The sequence below is a fragment of the Janthinobacterium sp. 13 genome (assembly GCF_002749695.1).
Classification (GTDB): Bacteria; Pseudomonadota; Gammaproteobacteria; order Burkholderiales; family Burkholderiaceae_D; genus Janthinobacterium; species Janthinobacterium kumbetense.
In genome coordinates, this window is the sequence record NZ_PEEQ01000001.1 from 853351 (window position 1) to 879977 (window position 26627).

The window sequence follows — 26627 nt, forward strand, 5'->3', positions numbered from 1 at the left end:
GAATGCAGACTCTGGACGAACACACTTTTTTGGCCTGGCGCAGGGAACCGCTGCTGTCCTACGCGATTTACCTTGAAAGCAAAGACAGCCACGACGAGTGCTTCGACATGGTGGAGGCAGGCTTGCAACAGCCTGCCGAAGTACTGCAAAATATCCCGCCAGAAAATTTCATGACGGCCACGCGCCAGCGGGCCTGGGATGGCATAGACCTGCTCAGCCTGGCCTACAGCGCCGGCCATACGATAGCCGATCTGCGCGCGCTGTATCCCACGATACTCGAATACTGGGAAGAGTTTGCCAACTATGACAGGGCTTTTGACGTGCAGGCCTGCGCTGCGGAACAGGGATTTCCCCACTTCGCCCTGCCCGGTGATGGCTACGAGCAGGTCAACCGCATGATCTGCCTTGGCATTCTCCTGGGTTGGGGCAATTTGCTGCCCCGCCTGGCGCCAGTCATCGATTTCAACAACCACGAAAAAGATGGGCTGGTCGAACGCCTGCTGGCATTTTCCATCGATAACAGGGATACCGCCTGGCCGGAATGTACCCGCCACCTGCCCTACATCAAGACGCTCAAGATATTTGCGGCAGAAAAAAACCAGCGCCCGGCGCTGATGAAGGATTACCTGAGGCAATGGTATGACGCCAGCCGCCGCGAACCCTACTATGACAGCCACGCGCGCGACACCTCCTTTTCAGGCTACTGGTCATGGGAAGCGGCGGCCATCACTTGCCTGCTCGATATCGACGACAGCAGCTACCGCGATGCCAAATTCTATCCCGCCGACCTGGTGGCATTCCACCGTCAGCCACCCAGTATGCGATCGGAGCCGGCATGAGCCACAAACCCGCCGTGATCGCAGCCTGCCTCCTCTGCGCCATGCCCGCGCAGTCGCACGCCGCCGACTCGCCCTTCCCTGGGATTTATTCCGTCATCGATCCCGTCACGGGCATGACGCAGGATGTGCTGAAAATCGAACCGTTCATCAACGGCGAATTCAACGTCTTTCCCCGCTTCGCAGGGGAACGGGCGTGGGCCGGCGTGCTCTCTGGAAAGGTGATGGGCGCCAGGGACCGCTATCTGGAGGAAGCACTATTTCCGCAGGACAGGAAGGTACGCACCCTGGCCATCGCAGACATCGGCTACCTCTACCGCACGCCCGGCGACAGCTATTCGCGCGACGGCCGCTCGGATACCGGCTACCTGAGTCATATCTTTGCCATCGGCATCAAGTCCATGCAGCGCCGGCCGCTGCTGGCAGGCCATGCCGAACGCGGCGAGCGCGGCCAGCACGATTACCGGCCCGGGGCCGATGAAGCGAAGATAGCGGTCAGCACCCTGAACTACAGCGCCCGTCCCATCCAGGTCGGCGTCAGCGATGCCGGCAATCCGGCCAATGCCGTCGATACCGATCCCCTGAACCCTTACATGAGCAGCGCCGCCAATTGCTGTTTCTACCTGCCAGCCACGCCGCACAAGCCGGTACAGCTGACCATCGAATACCGCTGGTTGCCTGACGGTAAGCCGGAAACGCGCACGCTGCCGTTGCCTGCCGGCAATGCCACCGAGGAGCTGCTGGTCGTCGTGCAAGCCGATGGCAAGCTGGCGCTGGAATTTCGCGCCCCGCACGAATCTCAGTCGATGACGGCGGATGGCAGCGTCAAGGCCGGCAACGGCAGGCTGTATCCGGCCCTGCCCGCTGCCGAGCGCAAGGCCGTGCTGGCAGCGGAACTGGCGCGTCAGCAACGCTCCCTCAAAGACCTCAGCAAGAAACTGGAAAAACTGCCCCCGACGACACCGTTGCAGCTCACGCAGCGGGTGGCGGAACTGGTCGAAGAGCGGCAGGCCGCCGTGACGTATCTGGTAGCGTTTTCCGCATGCAAGGCGGCCGTGCGCGAGTGCGACAAGCAAGCCAGGGCGGCGGCCCGCGCCAGATAGCGACTCGGCCCGTTTCTGCTAGGCTATCGCCGTGTCGCCACCTGTCGACGCTTCTTTCGGCACCAGCATCGCCTCTTTTACGCCGCCCGATGCCGGTTTTGCCCCCTCGTATCGCCAATAAAGATATTTCTTGCCTCGTTTCCCCATGAAATACTGTCGGTTTCGGGACCAGCGACTGGCTTCAACAAAGCCGATACTGGCGTCACTCATCTGATTCTTGAATCCCGCAACAGAATCATGCACATAGCGATCGAAGAATTTGTCAAATAAAGTCCGCTCCGCAACCGACATCGACTTTCGGAGCTTGCCTTTCCAGGCATCGTAGATCGCGTCCTCCAGCGGTTCCGTGGAACTGCGAAAAAATCCTGTTTTCTTTTCTGCAATATTCTGAACGTCGCGTTCCCATTCGCTGTCCGTCGTGGTCATGTACTTGTCCGGCGTGGCATACATGACGGACTGCCCCTTTGCGATGATGGCTTCGCGTTCTTTGCGCGCCGCGCGCTGGCGTTCCGTGCGTCCCCAGCGCCAATGATAGTAATTGTTCATGTGGCTGATGACTTGCGTCTCGAGCCGCTTGTCCGCGCTGACGTGCTTCATGTAAGCGTCGAAGCATGCCTCCAATTCGCTGCTGATGTTAAACAGCGAGCCATAATCCTGAAGAACCTCTTCGGGTGACTTGAACGGCACCCCGGCGGCATATGCCGACAGATACATATTGCACAGCGGAATGCGCGCCAGTTCATTTGACCGTCCCTCCTGATTCATGTCGTCATAACCGCCGCCCACGTCGGAGTGCGCCCCGGGATAAAGGGTTTCCCGACAGTTCGAGTCAGTGGCCTGGTCGATTCGGATAGAGTCTGATGGAAATTTCTCGCGCACTTCATGCGCTGCGACATAATGCTCGCAAAAGCGCACATACGGTGGAATACGCAGATCGGAGGCCCATTCCGCATGGCCGCCCTCGTCTGCCAGATACATCACGCCGCCCCAGACAGGTCCCAGGTGATATTTGAGATTCGACTCAAGGCGGCTACCGCCAAACCCCACCGAGGCCACGGTATCAAAAATACCGAGGAAGTAAATCACCAGACGCGGCTGAATAAATCCGCCACTTTTGATCCAGATCAATCCATCTCCCTGCTGATAACACTGTCCAGCCAACTGACGCACAAAGGCCCGCGCCTGGGCCGCCCCCCGACTGAAACCAAACACGGCAACATTGATTTGATTTACATGCGGCATGTGCTTGTCCACCCGCACCTTCAACTCCTTCAGCATCCAGCTGATCCGGGCCTGCCCTTTGGCAGCCGATGCCATGCCGAGTGCCCCATCGATTCCATCACCGCTGTCTTGAATCTCCGGAAACGGCGTGCCGACTCCTGGCGTATATATCGCGTAAGTCTTGTTTTTTTCGTCTTCGGCCGTATGCGCAAACTTTCCCAGTTTCGCAATATTGCTGTACTTTACATTCGACGAAGCCAGCGAACCATTTCCATCTTTTTTGAAATTATTTCCAGTTCCATCAAAAAAACAGCTGATCCAGACGGGCTTTCGGCAATCCGACTCCTTCGCACATTTCTCCAATTCCTTGCGATAAATTCCTCGGGCAAGTCTTTCACTCTTCGTGACGTCGCTAAGCCGGCGTATCGTTGGTTTACTCATGGTCTATTCCCTATGCGGTGTGCGAGGTATGCCATAAAAAGGATTCTCGATTTCCTGCTTGCAGAACTGGCCTTGGGGAAGGCGCGTGGCATGCAGTTTCACTTGCTCGGCAGCAAGTGGCGCCTGCGTCTTGAAGGTTCCCAGATGTGCCTGGACTGTTCCATCGGCAAGAAAGTGCAAGAGCACGGTGGTTGGACGATCTGACCCTTTGGCGGGCAGGATATCCACAGTGGCCTGACACCAGCGGCTTCCGGGAGAACTCTGCCTGGAAGTGCGTTCGTCATAGTCAACACTCGATTTTCCATTGTGATAGGCAGTATCGAACACCACGCTCCAGACCACGCGCACTCTCAGCGGTTTATCCACGGGAGTGTCCCAGATAAAACAGCAATTTCCGCTACTGAAACGGACTTTTTCACCATTGTCCATTTCCGCCTCGCTGGCATCGCGAAAAAAAATGGAACCTCCGCTGGGAGCTTCATCGATCTTGAATGGCAGTGAAATACCCTTGAAGGTGATGGAGTAAATATCGTACGGCGTGTAGTTATATGAGGTGGTAGTGAAGGTTTTCTCGCTTAATTCCTGTTGCAAGCGATTTTCCTTTTCCTTGGAATTGCAAGCGGCCAAAAAAACCAGGCACAATACGATAGAGGTCAGTTTTTTCATGTCGGGATCGCATTCATATGCTGGAAGCGGAAATTTCTTCGAGTGCAGCCCATTGCTGGGGAGTCCAGGCCAATATCCGGTCGCTGAATGACTGCGCCGTTCCCGTCGCCTGCAATGCGATGGCGGCGAGCGGGGACAGATGAAAATCGGCGCCCAGCATGAGCGACAACATGCAGTAGCTTTTCAAGTCTGTGGGCGAACTGAGTCCATATGCCTGCGCCCTGCCCAGCTGTTGAAAGAAAAAGTCATAGCGCTGATCCGGAGGCAAACCGTCGAGCGCCTGCGGATCATCGCTCTCCATTTGCTTCATCAGCATGTACGGCGCTGTTCTATTCATCAGCTCGACATATTGATGTTGTGTCAAAAGCATTCGTTCGCTTCCAAGGGACGCAGACTCCTCATCCTTCTCGCCAGGTACAATTTGTGGCACCCCACGCACGTCCATGTACAACCAGCCCGTGATTTCTGCGAGTGCAGCCTTGCGCTGCGCCGTTTCCAGCACGTCCAGCCAGTGCGGCAGGATAAGCGGATCGTAGTAGCGCATGATCCACTCCGTACCGTCATCGTGCTCCACCTCGGTCAGCCACGTCAGCCGTTCCAGCACTTGCGGCAGGGGCCGGTCAGAAACAATCAGCGACATGAAATGGGCGCTGCCGGCAGTGCAAAGCAATTGGGCGAGCAAGGGACATTGCTCGCGCTTGATATGCCGCAACAATATCGGGCCGGCGTACAGGGCGTCTGGCTCGGCCAATTCACCTAACAAGGAATACAACTCAACGCTGTGATCGCTTGGCAAGCGGATACGGGCCAAACCATCAAACTTGGCGCCATCAATCAAGCTGTACAGGGTCACACCCTGGTCGGCAGGATGGCTATCGAGCAGCGCAAGCAACTGCAAACCGCAGGCGGGGGCCCCGCCATCGTCGTCGCGCATGCTTACTCCCCCTTCGCGGCAAAGGGCGAGCCGCTCCTGGCCGCATTTAACAGACATTCCTTGCAAATACTGCGAGGCATGACCGGCAGCGGGTAGCTTGCACGGGATGGCCCCGTAAAACTCTTCTTGCCGGCATGCACCGTGATCTTGCCGGGACACTGCACGGTGATGTTGCCGCCCTCGATCGTGATGTTCGCCCCGCCCGCCGTCGACAGGCGGATGCTTTTCGCCGCCGCCCAGTCGATGTGCGCGGCGGCGCTGACGATGTTGACTTCCTCGCGCGCCTGCACGTTGAGCACGTCGGCCTGCGCCTGCAGGTCGATGGCCTGTTTGGCGGCGATCAGTTGCAGGCCGATATTGTTCTCGCCCGCCTTGACCACCCCGGCCAGGGCGCCGATGGCCTGGCCGCTGTGCACGCGCAGCTGGCCGCCGCCGACGAACTGGGTGTCCTGGCCGCTCATCAAGGAGGTGGTTTCGCCATTTGCCAGCTGGATATCCTGGCCCGCCAGCACGCCCAGGCCCGCGCGGGCGGCGATGGCGATGATGGCGTCGCTGCTGTGCGGCAACTTGTCATCGCCGGGGCTGGTCGGCTTGCCCGCCGCGTCGCGCCTGGCGGCGGCCGTATCGTCCTGGCTCAGCATGCCGGAGACGCTGGTCAAAAACGCCGGCAAGGGCGCCGCCTTTTCGTCGAGCACGCTGGCATTCGCCTTGGCCGGCCCCAGGTGGCTGGCATACGCGACCGTCTTGTGCGTGACGGCGGCGGCGCTGAAGGTTGCACCCAGCTTGGCCGCCTGTTTGAGCAAGACCATGCCCGGCGCATTGTCGCCGGCCGGATCGCGCGCCTGCGCGTCGTGGTTGACGAGGTAGCTGGAAATCAGGAGCCCGGCGCCGGCCCGCACGGTGCCGTAAGCGTCGGTGCGCAGCTCGGCGCCCGTGCCGCGCAGGCTGCCCCGGTAATTGTCGGCCGCATGGATCAGGTGGCCAAGATTGAGTTCGCTTGCTGCATGGCTGCTCTTGAGCTGGATGCGCCCCTGCTGGTCGGTATCGTCGAACAGCAGCTGGTTATAGCCAGAGCCGGAGCCGGCAGCGCCGAATTCCTTGCTGCGGATACCCCACTGCGCCGCGCCGTTGCGGTGGCCGGCGCTGCCGCCGGCCGCGCCATGCCAGACCGGACTGTTGCCGCCGGCCACGTTGCCCTGCGCCGACGGCGCATGGTCGCGCGCCGGCTCGAAGACACTGGCATCCGCGGGCTTATCCGTGATGCCGCCCGGCGAGGGCGCGACGCCGCCCTCGCCCTGCCCGTTGTACAGGGCGCCGACGATGATGGGGCGGTCGATATCGTTTTCCAGGAATTGCACCAGCACTTCCTGGCCGATGCGCGGCAGGAACTGACTACCCATGCCGCCGCCGGCCGAGCGCTGCGCCACGCGTACCCAGCAGGTGGCGCCGCCTTCCTGCTGCCAGTGGAAACGGATGCGCACCCGGCCCAGCTTGTCGCAATGGATCTCGCTGCCGCCGCTGGCGCTGCCGTCGGCGCCGACGACGATGGCGCTCTGGCTGCCGCGGGCCGTCGGTGCCGGATGGTGGCGCGCATCGCCGCCCTCTGGTGCCGGGCGCCATGGCGTATCGGCCGCGATCGCCTCAATATGGTTGGCATAGCCACTCTCGACCGCCTGGGCGATCACTTGCTGGACATGCGCGATATCGCGCGGCGCCAGCGCCTGGCCAGCCAGGCCTTCCTGCAGCAATTCGGGTATGGGGCCGAACAGCTCAGCCAGGCCCTGCCTGGCAGGCGCCGGCAAGTTATTCACGCCCACGCTGTACACGCGCAACACGACCAGCGCCGGCGCGTCGGCGCCGTCCTGCTGCAACGGTCCCTGCGTCAGGGTAAAGCGCGTGCCGGCACGCAAGGTGCGCACGGTCGAACGCGCCTGCCAGCGTTCGCCGCGCGCTTCGAGCGCCTGCATCCGCAGCAAGGCATAGCGTTCGGCCTGGGCCGCATTGGCATAGAAATACTGGCCTGGCGTGTCATAGCTTTCCAGCGCGGGCGCGTTTTTCCCGCCCGGCGCCAGCCGCGTCGGCACGCTGGCGCTGACGGCCTTCTTGGCCTTGTAATCGTAGCTGAGCACGGTCGCCACCGCCGTGCGCAAGGCGTGTGCCCGGCTGAGCGCCTGGATGGCGTCGGCCTGCTCCATGGCCCGCGCGCCATGAAAACGGATGCCGCCTTGCGCGCTGCTGGCGTCTTCCGGCACCGCGCTCAAGGCGCTGCTGTCGGCGAACAGTACCAGGCAATGGCCGCCCTCGTGCTCTTCGAAGCGCCAGGCCAGGCCTTCTTCGCCCAGCAGGCGCGTGACGAAGGCCAGGTCCGACTCGCGGTACTGGCAGCAATAGCTGCGCGGCTGCGCCTCGGCCATGAACGGCCCCGTGTCGCCGCTCCAGCGCCAGTCGGCTTGCGGCGCGTAGGCCTGGAACACGCTGTCGACGATTTCGATGACGCTCTTGTCTTGCCAGACGCGGCTGTTGCGTACCTGGCTCAACAGCCATAGCCACGGCGTCAGGCGCAGCCGGAAACGGGCCAGTCCGCCGTCGCTGCCCAGCATCGCCGCTGCGCTGACATAGCCGCTGAAGACAGCACGGCTGCCGTCGGCCAGGCTGACGTGCAGCGCGGCCCGCTTGCCCAGCAGGGGCGCCAGCGCCACATTCGCCTGCGTGGACAGCACGATGACGTCGCGCACGCCCACGGCCTGCAACTGCTCGTCGGCGACAAACGCTTCCACCAGCCACTGCGCCGTCCCGCCGTCGCCGCCGTCGCCGTCCAGCGACAGCTCATACAACCGCGTCACGCTGCTGAAACCCGCGAGGGAAGCGTTGACCTGAGCGGCGCTGGCGGCGCTCATTTTTCGCCTTTCACGGCAACTTGCCCGGCCTTGCATTGCACATACTCGGCATGGCCCTGGCAGGCGCGCGCGCGGCACGCGGCGGCGGCGTCGCGCTTGAGCGCCGCGCATTGCTGCAACTGGGTCCGCAGATTGGGAACGGTTTTCTTCGGCGCCGGCGCGGCCTGCGCGTGGGCCAGCAGGGCCGACAGCAGGGCGATATCGCTGTCTTCCGCGCGGCGGGCGGGCGTAGCCGCAGGCCCTTTCGCCGGCGGTTTTTTGGCTGCCGGACGGGGCGCCTTGGCCACCTGTTTCGTGACGGGTTGCGAGGCGGCGGCTGGGGGCGACGGCGTTTCCAGCGCCTTGCTCAGGACATCGCCCGGGTGCGCGGCACCCGCGTTCCGGGCAGCGGCAGTGGCGGCTGTGGCGGCCGCGCCGGCATCGAGCATCTCGCTCAGGCTCTGCTGCGGTGCGGCGGCGCCGGGCGGCGCCTCGTCACGGATGCTGGCAACGACCGGCGGCGCTTCCACGGCGGCGGGCGCGGCGGTGGCGACAGGCGGGGAAGCAGGCGCCGCCGGCGCATCGTCGTCGCCAACCCGTTCGCCGCGCTGCCCCAGCCAGACGCCCGCTGCCAATAACAGCAGCAGCGCGCCCACGCCTCCGCGCAGGGCCAGGCTGCCGCGCCTGGCCTTCGCAGACGCGCCGGCATTGCCACCCTCGAGCGTGCTCAGGATGCGGTTACGGTCGGCCTCCGCCTGCTGCGCCTGCGTCAACAGGCTGGGCCGGGCCGGGAGCCGGGGGCTATCGTCATGAGTTCGCAAAATGTGCGCTCCTGTAATATTTGCAAGACTTTACGCTATTCAACAAAATCATGACGCGTGCCATAAAATCAACAGTGCGCACCCTCCGCACAATTGAAAAAAGCCCCCCTTAATTATCAGTTTTGTAAGATATACTTCCAGGCAATATCCATCGCAGCCCTGTTTTTCCCGATGGACAGCACCGTTCCCCGCAGCCAAACATTTCTTGATTGAGGTTAGCGTGTTCCTACTCGCGGTAGCGCTGTATTTCATCCTGGCATGCCTGATCAGCTGGCTGATCCTGTTCCCGGCCGGGCGCGATTTCGTGCTGCATGCCGTCGATGGCGCGGAGCAGCGCCTCGCCGCCTGCCTGCAGCGCGTGGCGAGGCGCCGGCAGACGGGCATGGCCAGCCTGGGACAGCACAGCAGCGCGCTGTGGGCCCGCACTGCCGACTTGCTGCGCCGTCATTACCTGCTGTGTCTCGCGGGCGTGGCCGCGCTCAGCCTGCCGACCCTGCTGGCCCTGATGGCCGACAGCAAATCCATGCTGGGCGCCTACGATGTATCGACGCGGGAAATGAATACGCAGGTCGCCAGCCTGCTGCAGGGAGAACAGCTGGTGCCGCCCGTCGACCTGCCGCCGCTCGTGTTTGCCACGGAAGAAGTGCGCCAGGAGCGCCCGCTGCTGGTATCGGCCAGCCGCAACTGGACCTTGCTGAATGTGGAATACGCCCAGCGCTTGCTGCTGGTCTTCAAGATCATGAAGGAAAAGCATGGCTACGAGATGGCGCTGCTGGAAGGCTATCGCAGCCCCGAGCGGCAAGACATGTTGGCGGGCATGGGTCCCAACGTCAGCAACGCGGCCGCCTTTCAAAGCTGGCACCAGTACGGCCTGGCGGCCGACTGCGCCTTCCTGCGCAATGGCAAGCTGGTCATTTCCGAGAAGGACCCGTGGGCCATGCGCGGCTACCAGTTGTATGGCGAAGTGGCCGAATCGGTCGGCATGACCTGGGGCGGACGCTGGAAAATGATGGATTTCGGGCATACCGAACTGCGCCTGCCCGGCGTAATGAAAAAACACTGAGGGGAGCGCGTATGGCGGGTCCGGTAATCAGATTGGGCGACAAGACATCGCATGGCGGCACCGTGCTGGAAGCATCGGCGGTGAGCGACAGCGGCGGCATCGGCATGGCGCGGGTCGGCGACAAGGTCGCCTGTCCCCTGCCCGGCCATGGCGTCTGCCCCATCGTCAGCGGCGACTCCAGCTTCATCGTCGATGGCAAGCCCGTGGCCTGCCATGGCGACAAGACCAGCTGCGGGGCGCTGCTGATCGCCAGCCAGCAAGCCACCATCGACCAGGCATGACGGCCCTGCCCATACGCGGAGGAGCCCGCTGATGCGCCCCTGGTTGCGACGCGCCCTGCTGACCGTGTCCGTCTTTGCGCTGAGCTGGACGGGCGCCATCGCCTATTGGCGCGACAGCACGCGCATGCCGACGCCAGGCGAGCTGGCCGGCGCCATGCTGGCGCTACCGCTGGCCCTGCTATTGATGCTGTGGCTGGGTAAGAAACTGCTGGCCAGGCTGCTGGCCGGGCCAGCCCTGGCGGCGCCGGGTCTGGCCGCGCCACTCGAGGCCGAGGCGGCGACACCTCCCGCGGCACCGCTGCCGCTGCATATCGTGGCGGCCACCCTGCGCATGCCGGGCGGCGCCACGCCGTCAGAATTGCTGGCCGCCATGCGCTCCCGCCAGGCGCGACCCGCGCTCGACGGCCAGCTGCTCGATGAAGACGGCTATCCCCTGCTGTGCGGCAGGGTGGACGGCATCGACGAAGAAGAGCAGCAGCAAGTGCTGGCCGCCTGGCTGCGCGAACATCCGCAGGCCGGCCTGGCCAGCGAACCGTTTCCCTTCAATCCGGAAGACGTGCGCGCGCTGGCCCTGGGCGCCGAAGTGCTGGCCGAACTGGTGGACGAAGCCCTGCAGCATGCGCTGTCCGCAGGCGCACGGGCCTCGCCGGCCAGCGCGCCGCCCATGCTGCGGCTGCACCTGCTGATGCCGGCCTCGTGGAGCGCCGCCCAGCGCCAGGCCGGCGACGCCTGGCTGCGCCACCTGGCGCGCGAGCAGGGCTGGCCAGCGCAGACATTGCCGCCGCCCGCCGAAGCCGCCAACCGGCCACCGGCGCCGTTTGCCCTGTTGAACCAGCTTGCCGGCCATGCCGCGCCACCGCAGCCGCCCGGCCTGTCCATCGTGCTGGCCTGCGATTCGCACCTGGGCGAGCTGCGCGTGCATGTCCTGGCGAGCCAGGGCCAGCTGTTCAGCGCCAGCCAGGCGAACGGACAGATTCCCGGCGAAGGCGCGGCCGGCCTGCTGCTGGCCATCCCTGGCGCGACGGTGCCACCGGACGAGCCGGCGCCCGTCCTGCTGCACCGCGCCGCCACGGGCGAACTGCCGCAAGGCGCCAGCCAGCGCGGCCCGGCCGACAAGAGCATGCTGGCGGAACTGGGCCGGCAGGCGCTGGCGGCAGCCGGCGACGATGCGGCGGCCGGCATCGCGCTGGTCAGCGCCGATACCGACCAGCGCGCCAACCGCATGCTCGAACTGATGCAGTGCGCCGGTGCCATCTTGCCCCAGCTGGACCTGGGCGAGCAAGTGCTGGGCGTCGGCACCGCATGCGGCCAGTGCGGCGCGGTCACGACGCTGGCCGCACTGGCCATGGCGCGGCAGGCGGCGGCCGACGATGGCGCGCACGTTTTATGTCTCAGCAACCTCGATCCACTGCAGCGCGGCGCCCTCGTCGTTGGTCCGCGCGCGAAAAACAGTCACGGCACCACCTGATACAGCGACGTCCCATTCACGCACCTTAACGGTTTGCACACTATAAAACTATGATGCAACGATTCTGGCACTCCCTGACTTCACGCACCAGCCTGCTCATCCTCGGCATAGCGGCCGCCATCCTGCTGCTGTTCGCCTGCGCCGCCATTTTCGACTGGCCAGCCATCCGGCTGCTGCCCTTGCTGGCCGCGGCGGCGCTGCTGGGCGCCATCGTGTGGTGGCTGCGCCGCCGCCGGCGCCGGCGCGAGGGCGCCAGCTTCAACAGCATGCTGGAGCAGCAGGCGGCGGGCGCCGCGCCCAAGGCCGGTCCGGTGCAGCGCGAGGAAACCGAAGCCAACCGTAAGCGCATGCTGGAAGCGATCAATACCATCAAGACATCGCGGCTGGGCCAGCTGTCGGGCGATGCCGCGCTGTATGAATTGCCGTGGTACATGATCATCGGCAACCCCGCCGCCGGCAAGAGCACGGCGATCGCCAATTCCGGCCTGCAGTTTCCTTTTGTCGACAGCAAGATCGTGCAAGGCATGGGCGGCACCCGCAACTGCGACTGGTTTTTCACCACCGACGGCATCCTGCTCGACACGGCCGGGCGCTACGCCATCAACGATGAAGACCGCGCCGAATGGTTCGGCTTTCTCGGCCTGCTGAAAAAGCACCGCAAGCGCGCGCCGATCAACGGCATCATCATCGCCGTCAGCATTGCCGAGCTGACCGGCAGCAAGCCCGAATTCGCCATCGAACTGGCCAAGAACCTGCGCCAGCGCGTGCAGGAACTGACGGAGAAGCTGGAAGTCCATGCGCCCGTGTACGTGGTCTTCACCAAGGCCGACCTGATCACCGGCTTCAGCGAATTTTTCCAGGATGCCGAACGCGCCGAACGCGACAAGGTCTGGGGCGCCACCCTGCCCTACAGCGTCAACAGCTCGAAACAGGATGTGCTGGAACAGTTCGACCAGCGCTTCGATGAGCTGTACGATGGCTTGAAGGACCTCAGCCTGGCCAATATGTCGCTGCTGGGACGCGAGCGCATGCCGCCCGGCGTGTTCACCTTCCCGCTGGAATTCAGTTCCGTGAAGGGACCGCTGCGCGCCTTCATCGCCACCCTGTTCGAAGAAAATCCCTTCCAGTTCAAGCCCGTCTTCCGCGGTTTCTATTTCACCAGCGCGCTGCAGGAAGGCGCCTCCGTCTCCGCCTCGTCGGAACGGGTGGCCCAGCGCTTCGACCTCAAGCCGCAGCAGCAGGAACACAAGACGGTCCAGGCCCAGGATCAGCACGGCTATTTCCTGCTGAACCTGTTTCGCAAGGTGATCTTCGCCGACAGGGAACTGGTGGCGCAATACGCCAGCCCGCGCAAGACACGCTTGCGCTATGCCACGTTTTTCACCGCCATCGCGCTGGCCGGCCTGGCGCTGGGCGGCTGGAGCTGGTCCTACCTGGCCAACCGCCAGCTGGCGGCCAACGTGCAGGCCGACCTGGAGCAAGCCATCAAGGTGCAGGACCAGCGCCTGGACCTGCAGTCGCGCTTCCAGGCCCTGGAAATCATGCAGGACCGCATCGAGCAGCTGGAAGCGTACCGCAGCAAGCGGCCGCTGGCGCTCAGCCTGGGCCTGTACCAGGGGGATTTGCTGGAGCGCAAACTGCGCGAGGAGTATTTTTCCGGCCTCAAGGAAGTCATGCTCGCGCCGGTGGCGCAATCGCTGGAGTCCTTCCTCGCGGAAGTGAACGCGGGCGCCGACCGGCTGCAGCCGCTGACGCCGGCGCCGGCCAGCACGGCGGCCGCTGCCACAGTCGGCACGGCAGCCGTTACGGCGGTCGGTACGACAGGCCAGCCCTTCAAGGATGCCGCGCCGACGAATGTGGAGGATGCCTACAATGCCCTGAAAACCTACTTGATGCTGGGCGACAAGTCGCGCGCCGAGGCCGGCCACCTGAACGACCAGCTGACCCGCTACTGGCGCGGCTGGCTCGACGCCAACCGGGGCAACATGCCGCGCGAACAGATGATCCGCAGCGCCGAACGCCTGATCTCGTTCTATCTGACGCAGATCGACGACCCGTCCTGGCCGCAGATCGAGAACAAGCTGGCCCTGGCCGACCAGTCGCGCGACAGCCTGCGCCGCGTGGTGCGCGGCATGCCGGCGCGCGACCGCGTGTATGCGGACGTGAAGGCGCGCGCCGCCACGCGCTTCCCGTCGATGACGGTGGCGCGCATCGTTGGCGAGCAGGACAAGGAACTGGTACTGGGCAGCTACGCCATCCCCGGCACCTTCACGCGCGACGCGTGGGAAAAATACATCCAGCAGGCGTTCCAGGAAGCGGCCAACCGCGAATTGCAAAGCGCCGACTGGGTATTGAAAACGGCGTCGAAGGATGACCTGACCCTGGAAGGCAGCCCGGAACAGATCCAGAAGGCGCTGGTGGAACTGTACAAGACCGATTACGCGCGGGAGTGGCAGAAATTCATCCAGGGCGTCAGCATCCGCGAATTGAACGGTTTCGACAATGCGGCGCAGGCGATGAACCGCCTCGGCGATCCGCAAGCCTCGCCCCTCAACAAACTGATCGAGACGGTGTACCAGGAAACCTCGTGGGACAACCCCTCCTTGCTGGGCCAGGGCTTGCAGCGCGCCCAGCGCGGGGCGATGGACTGGTTCCGCGAAACGGTGCTGCGCCAGAAGCCTGCCGCCGCGGCGGCGGGCCAGGCCGGCGGCGCCATGCCGATGGGGCCCGTCGGCCGCGAATTTTCCGGCGTGGCGCGCCTGGTGGTGGCGCGCGACAAGGAAGCCTCGCCCATGCGCGGCTACCTGGCGGCCCTGTCGAAGCTGCGCGTGCGCTTCAACCAGATCAAGAACCAGGGCGACACGGGCCCCGGCGCCAAGCAGCTGATGCAGCAGACGCTCGATGGCAGCGGCTCGGAGCTGGCCGACGCGCTGAAATACGTGGACGAGCAGATGCTGACCGGCATGAGCGACCCGCAAAAGCAGGCCATCCGCCCGCTGCTGGTGCGCCCGCTGATGCAGACCTTCGCCGTCATCGTCAAGCCCACCGAGACGGAGATCAACAAGGTATGGCTGGCGCAGGTGCTCGAACCGTTCCAGAAAACCCTGGCGCCGAAATATCCGTTCGCGCCCGACTCGCGCATCGAGGCGAGCAATGCCGACATCGGCCAGGTATTCGGCCCGGAAGGCGCCATCGCCAAGTTCTTCAACACCACCATCGGCCCGCTGGTCGTGCGGCGCGGCGACGCCATCAGCGCCAGGACCTGGGCCGCGATGGGCATCACCCTGGCGCCGCCGGTGGTGGCCAGCCTGCCCGGCTGGGTCGCCCCGCTCAGCGCCAACGGCGTGGCCACGGCGGCCGGCGCCGCCGAAGCGCAGACGCGCTTCGACCTGCAGGCGCTGAGCGCGCCCGGCGCCACCGAATATACGATCGAGATCGATGGCCAGGCGCTGCGCTGGCGCGGCCAGCCGCAGCCCTGGGTGCACATGGTCTGGCCCAATCCGCAAGGCGTGCCCGGCTCGCGCATCAGCGCCATCACGCCGGAAGGGCGCACGGTGGTACTGCTGAACGAACCGGGTCATTTCGGCCTGAAGAAGATGATCGACTCGGCCAGGCGCACGCGCAAGGAGGGCGGCGTATTCGAACTGAGCTGGGAGAACGGCGGCGTCACCGTGATGGCCAACCTGAAGATCGTGGCCGCGACCGCGCCGGCCGCCACCTCCGCCGGCAACCAGGGTTTCCGCGGCCTGAAGCTGCCGGAATCGGTCGTCATCGGCGCGCCGGAAACGGCCACCGCCATCGCCGGGAACACGCCATGAGCCGCCCTACCGTTACCCAGATCGGCTATTTCGGCAAGATCCCCAGCCGCGGCGACTTCATCAAGCACGGCGACAACCCGGCCCTGCTGAAGATGCTCGATGAGTGGCTGGCCAACGCCATGGAACTGATGACGGCCGATGCGCGCTGGAAGCTGACCTACGACGCGCTGCCGCCGCTGCATTTCGCCTTCATCGGCCCGCGCCGCGGCCGCGCCATCGCCGGGCATATCGCCGCCAGCAGCGATGCCTCGTCGCGCCGCTTTCCCTTCCTGATGATGGGCGCCATGGAAGTGGCGCAGCCGGCCGGCTTCGTGCCGACCAGTCCGCTTGTGCTGTCGCGCCTGTGGAACCGCCTCGATGCCCTGAGCGCCGAGATGTGCGGCGCGGCGGCCGGCGCCGCGCTGCCGGCCGCCGCCGCAGGCGCCAGCATCGAACTGGACTTGCGCGGCAGCGCCTACGATGCCGCCTTCGACGATTTCCTCGGCTTGCAGACGGTGGGCGCGCTCGACGCCCTGCTGGCGCCCACGGGTTTTGGCGGTTCCGTGTGCCAGGTGCTGCTGGCCCTGGGCATGCTGCTGCAGCCCGTCATGGCCAGCAGCTCCAGCCGGCTGGAAAAAAGCCTGGAACTGCCGCTGCCGGCCGACCCGCTGTACCGCAACCTGGTGGCGGCCTTCTGGATGCACCTGATCGCCCCGTTCCTGGCGCGCGCCGATTTCGAACTGGCGCTGTTCATCACCCGCATCCGTGGCCGCCATACGCTGGTGCTGGGCTTTTGCGGCGCCTCGGCGCAGACCCTGCACGCCATCATGGAACCGCAGGCGGCGCTGGAACACCACATCGCCTTCGACGACCTGGCCTGGGTCGAGGAACACGCCAACAGCGACTACGCCATCAAGAAAGCCTCGAGCTACCTCGCGCAGCCCAACCTGTCACTCAAATCGGCGCACGACACGTTTCGTGCCGCCTTCATCGGGACCTGATCATGCGCCACCTCCGCCTTGCCATCCTTCTCAGCCTGGTATTCGCCCCGGCCGGCGCCAGCGCGCAAAACGCCGCCGTGCCGACGGCCGCTGTCTCGGCGCCCGCCGCCGCCACGCCGCAACCGGGCCAGGTCCTGGCCAGCGGCACGGTGCCGGACGAAGCGGCCAAGGCGGCGGTGCTGGTGCGCCTGCGCGAACTGTATGGCGCCGACAAGGTGGTCGACCAGATCGCCGTCGGCCAGGTCGCGCAGCCGGCCAACTGGAACGCCTATGTGCAAAAGCTGCTGACGGCGGACCTCAAACAGATCCGCCGCGGCCAGCTGAAGATCGAAGGCAGCGTGGTCAGCGTGCGCGGCGAAGTGGCCAACGAGGCGCAGCGGCAAAAGATCGCCAGCGACTTCGCCACCAGCCTCAATCCCACGTACACCGTCAACAACGGCTTGCGCGTGTCCGCCTCCGACCAGAACATCCTCGACGGCACGCTGGCCAACCGCACCATCGAATTCGAGAGCGGCAAGACCACGCTGACGCCGTCTGGCCGCGCCATCCTCGACGAAATGAGCGCGGCGCTGCACAAGCTGGCGGGCCGCAAGGTGGACATCATCGGCCACACCGACAACCTGGGACTGCGCGCCAGCAACCAGAACCTGAGCCAGGCGCGCGCCGAGGCGGTCAAGACCTACCTGGCCGGCAAGGGCATCGACGGCGACCTGCTCAGCGCTTCCGGACAGGGCCCGGACCGTCCCATCGCCAGCAATGACAGCGCCGATGGCCGCGCGCGCAACCGCCGCATCGAATTTCGCATGGTCCAGTAAGACCGCCACGCTTCCCGCAAGCCATCCGTCCCACTGCCGAGAACACACATGATTTCAGCCGACCAGCTCCTGCTTCCCATCAGCGCCGAACAGCCATGCGGCGTCGACCTGTCCTTCTCCACCGACTTCGACGCCATCGGCCAGGCGCGCAAGTTCGACGACCCCACGCTCGACCAGGGCGAGTGGGTCACCGACCTGAAGGAAGCCGACTGGGCCTTCGTACTGCAGCGCTGCGCCACCCTGCTGGGCGAAAAGAGCAAGGACTTGCGGCTCGCCGCCTGGCTGGCCGAAGCTTGCGCCAGGCAAGACCATTTGCGCGGCCTGGGCGAAGGCTATCGCCTGCTGGCCGGCCTGCTGCGCCAGTACTGGGACCTGGGCCTGTACCCGCAGCCCGATGGCGACGACCACGAGCAGCGCATCGGCAACCTGAGCTGGATCCTGGCGCGCACGCCGTCCCTCGTGCGCGCCATGGCGCTGACGGACAAGCAGTCGGGCGGCTGGTCGACGGTCGACTTCGAGACGGCGCGCAAGCGGGCCGCCAGCAACCAGGACGGCGTCAACGGCACCAAGCTGGTGGACATGGAGGCGGCGCGGCGCGGCACGTCGGCGCAGTTCCGCGCCGCCTTTGCCGCCGACGCCCAGTTCTGCCTGGACGCGCTGGCCGAGCTGGAACAGGCGGCCGATACCCGCCTGGGCAGGGATAGCCCGGGCTTTTCCATGGCGCGCGAGGCCCTGCAGGCGATACAGCTCGCCCTGCCTGCCGCCGCCACGGCCATCCCTGCCTCCAGCGTCGCCACCGCGCCGGTGCCGGCTGGCGGCCAGGCGGCGGTGGCTGCCATGCCGGCGCTGCTGCCGGCGGCGCCCGGCGAGCTGCAAAGCCGCGCCCAGGCGCTGGCGCAGCTGCGCCAGGTGGCGCAGTACTTCCGCCAGACGGAACCGCACAGCCCCGTCTCCTACTTCGCCGACAAGGCCGCCAACGCCGGCGAGCAGAACCTGCACGAATGGCTGCGCGGCGTGGTCAAGGACGGCGCCTCGCTGGCCCACATCGAGGAACTGCTGGGCATCGCGCCCGGCAGCGGCCACTGAGCCGGCTAGACGCCTATTTGATCGTGTACCGGAACTGCCCCTGCTTGCCGGCGCTGGCCTTGATGCGGCTGATGCCCTGCCCTTCCGCCATGCGCGCCAGCACGGCTTCGGCGATTTCCGGCAGCAGGCTGCCATTGAGGATATTGTCGACATTGCGCGCGCCCGAATCGACTTCGGTGCAGCGCGCCAGCACCGCCTCGACCAGCGCCTCGTCGTAGAGGAACTCGGCCTGGTGATTGGCGGCGATGCGGGCCGCGATGCGGCCCAGCTTCAGGCCGATGATACGGGCCAGCACATCGTCGCCGAGCGGATAATAGGGAATCACCTTCAGGCGCCCAAGGAACGCGGGCTTGAAAACCTTCAGCAGCTGCGGACGGATGGCCAGCTCCAGCTGCTCCGGCGTCGGCAACTGCTCTTGCGGCAGGTTCAGGCACGCCTGCATCATGGCGGCCGACGCCACGTTCGAGGTCAGGATGATGATGGTGTTCTTGAAATCGATCTCGCGTCCCTCGGCATCGTCCATCACGCCCTTGTCGAAGACCTGGAAGAACAGCTCCATGACATCGGGATGCGCCTTTTCCACCTCGTCGAGCAGCAGCACGCTGTACGGATTGCGGCGCACCGCCTCGGTCAGCACGCCGCCTTCGCCATAGCCGACATAGCCGGGCGGCGAACCCTTCAGACCCGAGACGCTGTGAGCTTCCTGGTATTCGCTCATGTTGATGGAAATGAGCTTGCGTTCGCCGCCGTACAGCACGTCGGCCAGCGCCAGCGCCGTTTCCGTCTTGCCGATGCCGGACGGGCCGACGAACAGGAACACGCCCTTCGGCTTGTCCGGGTCGTCCAGGTTGGCGCGCGCCGTGCGCACGCGCTGCGCCACCGCCTCGATCGCGTGGGGCTGGCCCAGCACGCGCTCCTGCAGCAAATCCTTCAGCCGCAGCACCGTCTTGAGTTCATCCTTGACCATCTTGCCCAGCGGGATGCCGGTCCAGCCGGCGACGATTTCCGCCACCACGTGGCCGTCGACCTGCACCGGCACCAGCGGCGTCTCGCCCTGCAGCGACGCCAGCTCGGCCTGCAGCGCCAGCAGCTCGCGCCCCTGGCCCGCGTCGGCCGGCTTGCCCTCCTCGAGCTGCCGGCGGATCGCCCGGATCTGTTCCGACAGCGCCTTTTCGCCATCCCAGCGCGCGGCCAGCTGCGCGTGTTCCTGCGTGGCGGCGCCACGTTCGGCGTCGAGTTGCTGCAGCCGCGCGCCATGGCGTGCGCCGCCGCTCTCCTCGCGTGCCAGGGCCGAGGCTTCCGCATCGATGCGCTCGCGCCGGCGCGTCACGCTGTCGAGCAGGGCCGGCGTGGCGCTCTGCCCCAGCGCCACCCTGGCGCAGGCTGTATCGAGCACGCTGATGGCCTTGTCCGGCAGCTGGCGGCCCGCGATGTAGCGGTGCGACAGGCGCACGGCTTCGGTGATCGCCTCGTCGAAGATGCGCACCTTGAAATGCTGTTCCATCAGCGGCGCCATGCCGCGCAACATGGCGCACGCCAGCTCTTCGCTCGGTTCCTCGATCTTGACGACCTGGAAGCGGCGCGCCAGCGCGGCATCCTTTTCAAAATATTTTTTGTATTCGCCCCACGTGGTGGCGGCGATGGTGCGCAGCTCGCCGCGCGCCAGTGCCGGTTTCAGCAAGTTGGCCGCGTCGTTCTGGCCGGCGCTGCCGCCGGCGCCGATCATCGTATGCGCCTCGTCGATGAAGAGGATGATGGCGTGCGCGCTCTTGCCCACTTCGGCGATGACATTTTTCAGGCGGTTCTCGAACTCGCCCTTGACGCTGGCGCCGGCCTGCAGCAGGCCCATGTCCAGCGTGTGGATTTCCACGCCCTGCAGGATGTCGGGCACGTCGCCCTGCACGATGCGCAGCGCCAGGCCCTCCACCACGGCCGTCTTGCCGACCCCGGCCTCGCCCGTCAGGATGGGGTTGTTCTGGCGCCGCCGCATCAGGATATCGATCGCCTGGCGGATTTCCATGTCGCGCCCGATCACGGGATCGACCTTGCCGGCGCGCGCGCGCGCCGTCAGGTTGACGGTGAACTGGTCCAGCGCCGGCGTTTTCGACGCCGCCGCGCCGGCCAATTCGCCCACGGGATCGCCGCCGGCGTCGCCCGCCTCCTCCTGCCCTGCGGCCGCCTCGCCGGCTTCCTGCGAACCCTCGGTCAGCTTGTCGAGCCCGTGCTTGATCTCGTCGAGCTTGAATTCGTGGAACAGCGCCGAGCCCCGGTAGGCCAGCTGCGCCAGTTCCGGCTCGGTCAGCAGCGCCTGCAGCAGGTGACCGCTGCGGATGCTCACCTGCCGCCCGGCCCGCAAATCAAGCGAAGCGATCAGCCAGGCATGCTCGAACAGTTTCGGCAGGCGCACGGAAAACACGGGCGTGCGCGCGTTACCCGTCTGCAGGCGCGCCACTTCGGCGCGCAAATCCGCTTCCAGCATGCTCACGCTGACGCCGCTCCTGCGGGCAATCAGCACGAAATCGCTGCGCGGCTGCTCCAGCAAGGCGAGAAAGACATGCTCCAGGTCGACTTCATACTGCCCCAGGCCGACGCACAGACTGGCCGCGCGCGTGGCGGCCGTGCGGCAGGTGTCGTTCAACTTGCTGATCAGGGTTTTCAGGTTGATGCTCATGGGGCGGCGGTCCTTGTCGGGTGATGGTTGGCGAAATCGGTGGAGTGGCGCGCTCAAGCCGGCGCATGCAGTTCATAGCGGACATCGGCGCGGTCGCACGCCTCGCCGCCGGTGATCAGGAAACTGTCCCAGCCCAGCCGCCCGCCGCTGCGCGGCACTGCCAGCGCCGTGCCCTGCACGTCGGCGGCGCGCAGCACCAGCTGCACTTCGTATTCCAGGCACAGGCCGGTGAACATGGCGAGCATTTTCTCGAGCGCGAGAGCGGCCGCGCCGCCGGGCAGGAAAGCGTCGAAGTGGCGGCGGGCCAGGGGGCCGATGGTCAGCCGCAGGCGCAAGTCGCGCTGCCAGACGCGCGCACCGACCATGGCGGTGGCGCCCAGCACGGCGTTGCTGCCGCCCAGCGTACTTTGCTGCTCGCGCGGCACGTCGTACCAGCAGCCGACAAACTGGCTGACGGCGACGCGCTGCCCGAAATACTCGGACAGCACCTGGCCTATCATCACGGCCGACGGCGGCCGGTGGCGCATGGCGGCGGCAAAGTAGCCCACCGATTCGTCGAGCACGCCCGTGCCGTCCCCCGCCAGGCGCTGGCGCAGCGAGGCGTTGCCCAGCCCTGCCAACGACAGCAGCAGCGGCAGGAACTGGTCCTTGCCGTCGAGCTGATACTTGAGCTCCAGCCGGTACTTGCGCCAGGCTTCATAGAACAAAGCCAGGGCGCGGTTCGAGAACGTGTCGAGGAAGGCGCGCGGCCCCTCGTCCTTTTCATACAGCTGGTGCGTGGCGATGCGTTCCGTATAGTGCAGCGGCAGCGCGCCGGCGACGCCGAGAAAACCCATGAAGGCCGGCGTGACGCGCACGTATTTCAGCTGGGCGCTGCGCAGCGCAGCGCCCAGGGCGTTGACGTCCGTGGCCAGTTCGCGCGGCTCGGGCGCCAGCGTTTCGATCTGGCTGGGGGCGAAGTCGAGCGAGACGGAATTCTGGAAGCGCAGGAAACTGGCCACCGCATCGTCGTGCGGCAAGCCATTGCGCCTGAGCCAAAGCTCCAGCATGCGTACCGCCTGGAAGTACTGGAAGCGGCAAGGCTGGGCAAACAGGCGCTCGATTACACTAGGCTCGAATCGCCGCTGCGTGGTTTGCATCGCCACAGCTCCTCTCCTGATTTTTTTGCCAGCACCACCAGCTGCGTGAAGCTGTTCGCATGCACATACAAGCCCAGGAAGCACTCGATCACATGCGCAAAGGCGTGGATGCCGCTGCCGACGAAGGCCTCTTCATCTATCGTCAGCCGCACTTCGACGCCGCGCACCAGGCAAGCGAAGGGATTGCCTGGCAGCCAGGCATTGGCGGCCTGGTGGGCGATGGCCGTGATGCCGCGGATTTGCCGCTGCGACGTGGCCGAGCGCGGCAAGTCGTACAGGGCCAGCATTTCCTGGAACGCTTCCAGGCCGCTGCCGGCCAGCGACAGGTGATTCAGCGACAGATGCGAAATCAAACGCCAGTGGGCGCCCCTGCCCCGTTCGAAACGGTGCGACTCGCTGGGTTTGCGCAGCAGGCTGATGCTGCGCACGCTGGAGCCGCCCTCGAGGAACAGGTCGCCGCCGTGCAAGCCGTAGGTCAGCTGCGCAGGCAAGTCGCGGTTGGTGCAGCTCAGCTCCAGGCTGAGCGTGTCCGTTTCCACCGCGGCCGGATCGAAATCGATGTCGACGATCGAAATCTGCATTTCGTAGCCGGGACTCTTGCTGGCGATGATCTCGTCGCGCCGCATGACCCAGTAGTGGCCATCCCTGGCCGGGGTCTCGCCATGGCGCAGCGAATAGAATGGGCGGAATTCCACCACGGATTCGCCCTGCGGCGTCTGCCGCACCAGCTTGACCGAGTCGATGGCCTGCACCTCGAACGCATACGCGCGGCGCGCATCGGCCAGCACAGGGTAGCTGGCGGCCGTGTGCGTGAGGCGGATGGGCTCGCCGCGCTGGCGGAACAGGTTGACCACCGGCGTGCAGCCCAGCAGCAGGTTGTGCGTGTTCATCGTCCCCAGCAGGCGTGCCGTGTTCGAATCGGTGCGCAAGCCGCTCAGCGCCAGGTGCAAGGTGATGCGACGGCTGCCGGACGGCAGCGCGGCGCACAGCGCGCCCAGGTCGATGTCGAAGAAATTGAATTTTTCGGGAAAGCAGAAATACTCGGTCAGCAGCCGGTAGGCCGGATGCGAGCGGGCGGAAAACGGGATCAGTGCATCGTCCTCGGCAAAACCGGCGCTGCGCACGGGAATGCCGTCGAGCGCGACCCAGCTGCCGCTGCCGTCCGCCTCGGCATAGGCCTTCACGGTGCGCATGAACAGGGCGTCGCGCAGCGCCGCGCAAAACGAGGGCTGGCCATCGATGAACACGCGCAGCGACGCCAGTCCCAGCTGGGCCAGCGACAGCTGCGCGGCGCTCGACTCGATGGTGATGCGCACGCCCGAGGTGGCATTCGCCGGCAGCAGCACCTGTTCCGGCGCCTCGATGATGGCGGAAAAAGCTGCATGCGTGAGCGCCAGCGGCGCCACCGTCACGGGATAGGCGGTACGGAAGGTGCAGGCGACGCCTTTCACGGGGCGCGTCGTCAGCTCCGTGCCGCGGGCGATTTCCGCAGGCGCCGTCAGCTGCGCCGCTGCGGCGCCGTAATCCATGCGCGCGATCGAGCACGAGGGAAACGGCCGCAGGTAATGCGGATACAGCACTTCGAACAGCGCTTCGGTAAATTCGGGATAATCGTCGTCGATGCGCTTCGAGATGCGCGAATTGAGCAGCGCGAACGACTGGATCATGCGCTCGATGTGCGGGTCTTCGCACACCTCGCCGCCCATCAGCAGGCGGCCGGCGATCTTCGGGTAGCGCTCGGAAAACTCGCGCGAATAGCGGCGCAGGAAACCCAGTTCGCGCTCGTAATAGGGCAGCAATTCATCCAAGGTCAGGCTCCCGTGGACGCGGCGCGGCGCCCCTTGCTGATCGTGTAATGCAGGCTGGAAGGCTGCAGGATGGCGTCGAAGCTGACCGGTTCGTGCGCCGCATGCACCACCAGCAGCGCGCTGATGGCGAAATTGAGGCGGTTGATCGAGCCTTCCTCGATTTCCAGCGATGCGCGCACCTGGCGCAAGCGCGGCTCGTGGCGGGCGATGGCCTTTTCCAGGCACTGGCAGATATAGGCGCGGTCGTCCGTGCTCGACAGGCTGAGCCCGGCGAAATCGTTCAAGCCGTACGTGATGATCGACTTGCCGCACTCGGGAAAGGGTTTGAGCAGCGTCTCGGGCAGCACGGCGCGCGTGTTGAGCAGCGCTTCGAGGTCGCGCGCCACGGTGTCTTTCAAGTCCTCGAGCGAGAGGCGCGAGACGGTGCCGCTGGAGGCGCCGTGCACGGGCGTATCCATCAGGCGGTCGAACAGGCCCGGCGTAAAACCTTTCATGGGCTTCCCGTTTCATGGGTGGCGTGGACGCCGCTGCCGGCGGCCAGGAAAGCCAGCGGCGGCAGCGCGCCGCTGGCGTACGCGGTCAGATGCGGTCAGGCTGTCTTGTTGGCCGACAGGTCCCAGCCGCCGGAGGTGTTGCCGCCCGAACCGCCACCCACTTTTTGCTGCGTGTACTTCCACTTGACCTTCGAATACTTGAGTGCCAGGTCTTCGCCGAGAATGTCGCCTGCGGCCACCGATGGCGCCACGCTGCTGATCATCACATTCTCCAGTTCGATCTCGAAGTACTTGATGCGCTCGCCCTGGCCATCGGCGCGCAGGAACTCGAGCTTGGCTTTCGGGATGGTCTTGCCAGAAGAGCAAGTTTGCAGCAGCAAGGGGCTGGCGAGATCGGCCATCTTGGCGATGACGATATCCTTGTGCTCGGTACGTTCGGCGGTATGGCCGCCGCCCGTCGAGGCGGTCGCCGATTTGGGTTGCAACACCTGCCACTGGACCGACTTGCATTCGATCCAATCTTTGTGGCTGTTATCCGTGGATTCGCCTTTGATGCCATCAATTTGCAAGTATACGTCGATTGCCATGTTATTCCTTTCAAGGGTGTGAAGAAAAATACATTACGATTTGGTCGACTGCGGAAGCTCCGCGACCAAACGGAGTGAAACGGACAATTCATCGAGCTGGAAATGCGGACGCAGGAAGGACACGGCGCGGTACACGCCGGGCCGGCCCGGCACTTCCGCCACCTGCACCGAGGCTTCGCGCAGCGGAAACTGGGCCTTCTGTTCCTGGCTGGCGTTATCGTCGAGCAGCACGTACTGCGTCAGCCAGCGGTTGAGGAAATCTTCCACGTTGGAAGCGGCGGCGAAGCTGCCGATCTTGTCGCGCATCATGGCCTTCATGTAGTGGGCGATGCGCGACACGGCGAAGATGTATTGCAGCTGCGCCGACAGCACGGCGTTCGCGTTGGCGGCGTCCGTATTGTATTTTTTCGCCTTCTGCGCCGACTGGGCGCCGAAAAACGCGGCATAGTCCGTGTTCTTGCAGTGCACGAGGGAGATGAAGCCCAGGTCGCTCAATTCCTTTTCGCGGCGGTCCGTGATGGCGATCTCGGTCGGGCATTTCAGCGCCACCTCGCCCTCGTCCGTCTTGAAGGTATGCGTCGGCAAGTCTTCCACCAAGCCGCCACCCTCCACGCCGCGGATCGCCGCGCACCAGCCGTAATCCTCGAAGGCGGCCGTCAGCTTGGTGCCGAACGCGTAGGCGGCGTTGCACCACAGGTATTTCTGGTGGTCGGTGCCGTCGACGTCCTCGACGAAATTGAAGCCGTCGACGGTGGCGCCATCGAGCGGATTGAACGGCAGCCGGCCCAGGAAGCGGGGCAAGGTCAGGCCCACGTAGCGAGAATCTTCCGATTCGCGCAAGGATTTCCACTTCGCGTACTCGACCGTGTCGAAGACCTTGGCCAGGTCGCGCGGCTTGCCCAGGTCGCTGTAGCTTTCCAGGCCAAACAGTTCCGGCGACGCGGACGAGATGAATGGCGCGTGCGCGGCGGCGGCCACGTGCGACATCTGCTCGATGAAATACATGTCTTCCGGCTGGCGGCTGAATTCGAAGTCGCCCAGCAAGGTACCGAACGGCGCGCCGCCAAAGGTGCCGAATTCCTCCTCGTAGACCTTCTTGAACATGGTCGACTGGTCGAACTCCAGCGCGCTCTGGAAATCCTTGACCAGCTCGCGCTTGGTCGCGTTCATCATCTTGATTTTCAGATTCGTGCCGGTAGCCGTGTTCTTCACCAGGTAATGCAGGCCCGTCCAGCTGCTTTCCAGCTTCTGGAATTCGGGCGCGTGCATGATGGCACTGAGCTGCGCGGAAATAAGCTGGTCCAGTTCGGCCACGCGGGCATCGATGGTGGCGGCCAGGTTGTTCGATACCACCACCGTGCCATCCATGACCTGGCTGACCAGTTCGGAAATCAGATCCTTGGCGCGGGCGTGTTCGACGCTGGACTTGGCCACCTTGCTCTGCTCGACGATCTGGTCGAGCAAGTCGATTTCGGCGGCGCCGGCAGCGCTCAATGCGGGGGTCAGTTGTGCGGACATA

20 protein-coding genes are annotated in these 26627 nt (G+C 65.1%); 9 read left to right on the top strand and 11 right to left on the bottom strand.

Features of this window, described 5'->3' with window-relative positions; genetic code table 11:
* The first annotated feature begins 2 nt into the window (after positions 1-2).
* Positions 3-839 carry a PoNe immunity protein domain-containing protein gene (locus tag CLU94_RS03620; RefSeq protein ID WP_099664648.1) on the top strand — a complete coding sequence of 279 codons (837 nt, stop codon included), beginning with the start codon at positions 3-5 and terminating at the stop codon, positions 837-839.
* Positions 836-1939 carry a hypothetical protein gene (locus tag CLU94_RS03625; protein WP_099664649.1) on the top strand — a complete coding sequence of 368 codons (1104 nt, stop codon included), beginning with the start codon at positions 836-838 and terminating at the stop codon, positions 1937-1939. The genes CLU94_RS03620 and CLU94_RS03625 overlap by 4 nt, the downstream gene beginning before the upstream one ends.
* A gap of 18 nt (positions 1940-1957) precedes the next feature.
* Here CLU94_RS03625 and CLU94_RS03630 read toward each other — a convergent pair whose 3' ends face one another.
* The 5 genes from CLU94_RS03630 to CLU94_RS03650 are packed head-to-tail and all read right to left on the bottom strand — an operon-like array spanning position 1958 to position 8898.
* Positions 1958-3601: a T6SS phospholipase effector Tle1-like catalytic domain-containing protein gene (locus tag CLU94_RS03630; RefSeq protein WP_099664650.1), complete on the bottom strand. Its 1644-nt coding sequence runs from the start codon at positions 3599-3601 to the stop codon at positions 1958-1960.
* Between the two features lie 3 nt (positions 3602-3604).
* Positions 3605-4267, bottom strand: coding sequence for a DUF3304 domain-containing protein (locus CLU94_RS03635; protein WP_099664651.1), 663 nt, complete (start codon positions 4265-4267; stop codon positions 3605-3607).
* Between the two features lie 13 nt (positions 4268-4280).
* Positions 4281-5201 carry a DUF4123 domain-containing protein gene (locus CLU94_RS03640; RefSeq protein WP_180278584.1) on the bottom strand — a complete coding sequence of 307 codons (921 nt, stop codon included), beginning with the start codon at positions 5199-5201 and terminating at the stop codon, positions 4281-4283.
* A gap of 2 nt (positions 5202-5203) precedes the next feature.
* The gene (locus CLU94_RS03645) at positions 5204-8098 is read right to left on the bottom strand and encodes a type VI secretion system Vgr family protein (RefSeq protein WP_099664653.1); all 2895 of its coding nucleotides are present in this window, start codon (positions 8096-8098) and stop codon (positions 5204-5206) included.
* The gene (locus CLU94_RS03650) at positions 8095-8898 is read right to left on the bottom strand and encodes a hypothetical protein (RefSeq protein ID WP_143451336.1); all 804 of its coding nucleotides are present in this window, start codon (positions 8896-8898) and stop codon (positions 8095-8097) included. The genes CLU94_RS03645 and CLU94_RS03650 overlap by 4 nt, the downstream gene beginning before the upstream one ends.
* Positions 8899-9118: 220 nt before the next feature.
* Here CLU94_RS03650 and CLU94_RS03655 point away from each other — a divergent pair, with 220 nt between their 5' ends.
* The 7 genes from CLU94_RS03655 to tssA are packed head-to-tail and all read left to right on the top strand — an operon-like array spanning position 9119 to position 18409.
* Positions 9119-9961 carry a M15 family metallopeptidase gene (locus CLU94_RS03655; protein ID WP_180278585.1) on the top strand — a complete coding sequence of 281 codons (843 nt, stop codon included), beginning with the start codon at positions 9119-9121 and terminating at the stop codon, positions 9959-9961.
* Between the two features lie 11 nt (positions 9962-9972).
* The gene (locus CLU94_RS03660; protein WP_099664655.1) at positions 9973-10242 is read left to right on the top strand and encodes a PAAR domain-containing protein; all 270 of its coding nucleotides are present in this window, start codon (positions 9973-9975) and stop codon (positions 10240-10242) included.
* A 31-nt stretch (positions 10243-10273) separates the two neighbouring features.
* Positions 10274-11710: a hypothetical protein gene (locus CLU94_RS03665; RefSeq protein ID WP_099664656.1), complete on the top strand. Its 1437-nt coding sequence runs from the start codon at positions 10274-10276 to the stop codon at positions 11708-11710.
* Between the two features lie 53 nt (positions 11711-11763).
* Positions 11764-15528, top strand: a complete 3765-nt coding sequence (gene tssM / locus CLU94_RS03670; protein WP_099668147.1) for a type VI secretion system membrane subunit TssM — start codon at positions 11764-11766, stop codon at positions 15526-15528.
* Positions 15525-16508: a type VI secretion system-associated protein TagF gene (gene tagF, locus CLU94_RS03675; protein ID WP_099664657.1), complete on the top strand. Its 984-nt coding sequence runs from the start codon at positions 15525-15527 to the stop codon at positions 16506-16508. Before tssM ends, tagF begins: the two co-directional genes overlap by 4 nt.
* A 2-nt stretch (positions 16509-16510) precedes the next feature.
* Positions 16511-17323: an OmpA family protein gene (locus tag CLU94_RS03680; RefSeq protein WP_099664658.1), complete on the top strand. Its 813-nt coding sequence runs from the start codon at positions 16511-16513 to the stop codon at positions 17321-17323.
* A 48-nt stretch (positions 17324-17371) separates the two neighbouring features.
* Entirely contained in the window at positions 17372-18409 is a 1038-nt protein-coding gene (gene tssA, locus CLU94_RS03685; protein ID WP_099664659.1) for a type VI secretion system protein TssA, read from the top strand.
* Positions 18410-18422: 13 nt separating this feature from the next.
* Here the strand turns inward: tssA and tssH are convergent, their stop codons facing one another.
* The 6 genes from tssH to tssC all read right to left on the bottom strand — a co-directional run bounded on the left by tssH (position 18423) and on the right by tssC (position 26626).
* Complete coding sequence (tssH, locus tag CLU94_RS03690) at positions 18423-21080, bottom strand: type VI secretion system ATPase TssH (protein WP_099664660.1); 2658 nt, start codon at positions 21078-21080, stop codon at positions 18423-18425.
* Between the two features lie 53 nt (positions 21081-21133).
* Positions 21134-22219 (bottom strand): type VI secretion system baseplate subunit TssG, encoded by a 1086-nt coding sequence (tssG, locus tag CLU94_RS03695; RefSeq protein WP_099664661.1) that lies wholly within the window; start codon positions 22217-22219, stop codon positions 21134-21136.
* A complete protein-coding gene (gene tssF, locus CLU94_RS03700; protein WP_099664662.1) occupies positions 22183-24027 on the bottom strand; it encodes a type VI secretion system baseplate subunit TssF in 1845 nt (614 codons plus the stop codon). The genes tssG and tssF overlap by 37 nt, the downstream gene beginning before the upstream one ends.
* A 2-nt stretch (positions 24028-24029) precedes the next feature.
* Positions 24030-24521, bottom strand: coding sequence for a type VI secretion system baseplate subunit TssE (tssE, locus tag CLU94_RS03705; RefSeq protein WP_099664663.1), 492 nt, complete (start codon positions 24519-24521; stop codon positions 24030-24032).
* A 95-nt stretch (positions 24522-24616) separates the two neighbouring features.
* Complete coding sequence (locus tag CLU94_RS03710) at positions 24617-25108, bottom strand: Hcp family type VI secretion system effector (RefSeq protein WP_035817450.1); 492 nt, start codon at positions 25106-25108, stop codon at positions 24617-24619.
* Positions 25109-25141: 33 nt separating this feature from the next.
* A complete protein-coding gene (gene tssC / locus CLU94_RS03715) occupies positions 25142-26626 on the bottom strand; it encodes a type VI secretion system contractile sheath large subunit (RefSeq protein WP_099664664.1) in 1485 nt (494 codons plus the stop codon).
* Position 26627: the final 1 nt, after the last annotated feature.

What these genes read in the sequence shown, in the direction of transcription:
- CLU94_RS03620 (WP_099664648.1), top strand. Translation starts at nt 3, where the DNA reads ATGCAGACTCTGGACGAACACACTTTTTTGGCCTGGCGCAGGGAACCG.
- CLU94_RS03625 (WP_099664649.1), top strand. Translation starts at nt 836, where the DNA reads ATGAGCCACAAACCCGCCGTGATCGCAGCCTGCCTCCTCTGCGCCATG.
- CLU94_RS03630 (WP_099664650.1), bottom strand. Translation starts at nt 3,601, where the DNA reads ATGAGTAAACCAACGATACGCCGGCTTAGCGACGTCACGAAGAGTGAA.
- CLU94_RS03635 (WP_099664651.1), bottom strand. Translation starts at nt 4,267, where the DNA reads ATGAAAAAACTGACCTCTATCGTATTGTGCCTGGTTTTTTTGGCCGCT.
- CLU94_RS03640 (WP_180278584.1), bottom strand. Translation starts at nt 5,201, where the DNA reads ATGCGCGACGACGATGGCGGGGCCCCCGCCTGCGGTTTGCAGTTGCTT.
- CLU94_RS03645 (WP_099664653.1), bottom strand. Translation starts at nt 8,098, where the DNA reads ATGAGCGCCGCCAGCGCCGCTCAGGTCAACGCTTCCCTCGCGGGTTTC.
- CLU94_RS03660 (WP_099664655.1), top strand. Translation starts at nt 9,973, where the DNA reads ATGGCGGGTCCGGTAATCAGATTGGGCGACAAGACATCGCATGGCGGC.
- CLU94_RS03665 (WP_099664656.1), top strand. Translation starts at nt 10,274, where the DNA reads ATGCGCCCCTGGTTGCGACGCGCCCTGCTGACCGTGTCCGTCTTTGCG.
- tssM (WP_099668147.1), top strand. Translation starts at nt 11,764, where the DNA reads ATGCAACGATTCTGGCACTCCCTGACTTCACGCACCAGCCTGCTCATC.
- tagF (WP_099664657.1), top strand. Translation starts at nt 15,525, where the DNA reads ATGAGCCGCCCTACCGTTACCCAGATCGGCTATTTCGGCAAGATCCCC.
- CLU94_RS03680 (WP_099664658.1), top strand. Translation starts at nt 16,511, where the DNA reads ATGCGCCACCTCCGCCTTGCCATCCTTCTCAGCCTGGTATTCGCCCCG.
- tssA (WP_099664659.1), top strand. Translation starts at nt 17,372, where the DNA reads ATGATTTCAGCCGACCAGCTCCTGCTTCCCATCAGCGCCGAACAGCCA.
- tssH (WP_099664660.1), bottom strand. Translation starts at nt 21,080, where the DNA reads ATGAGCATCAACCTGAAAACCCTGATCAGCAAGTTGAACGACACCTGC.
- tssG (WP_099664661.1), bottom strand. Translation starts at nt 22,219, where the DNA reads ATGCAAACCACGCAGCGGCGATTCGAGCCTAGTGTAATCGAGCGCCTG.
- tssE (WP_099664663.1), bottom strand. Translation starts at nt 24,521, where the DNA reads ATGAAAGGTTTTACGCCGGGCCTGTTCGACCGCCTGATGGATACGCCC.
- CLU94_RS03710 (WP_035817450.1), bottom strand. Translation starts at nt 25,108, where the DNA reads ATGGCAATCGACGTATACTTGCAAATTGATGGCATCAAAGGCGAATCC.
- tssC (WP_099664664.1), bottom strand. Translation starts at nt 26,626, where the DNA reads ATGTCCGCACAACTGACCCCCGCATTGAGCGCTGCCGGCGCCGCCGAA.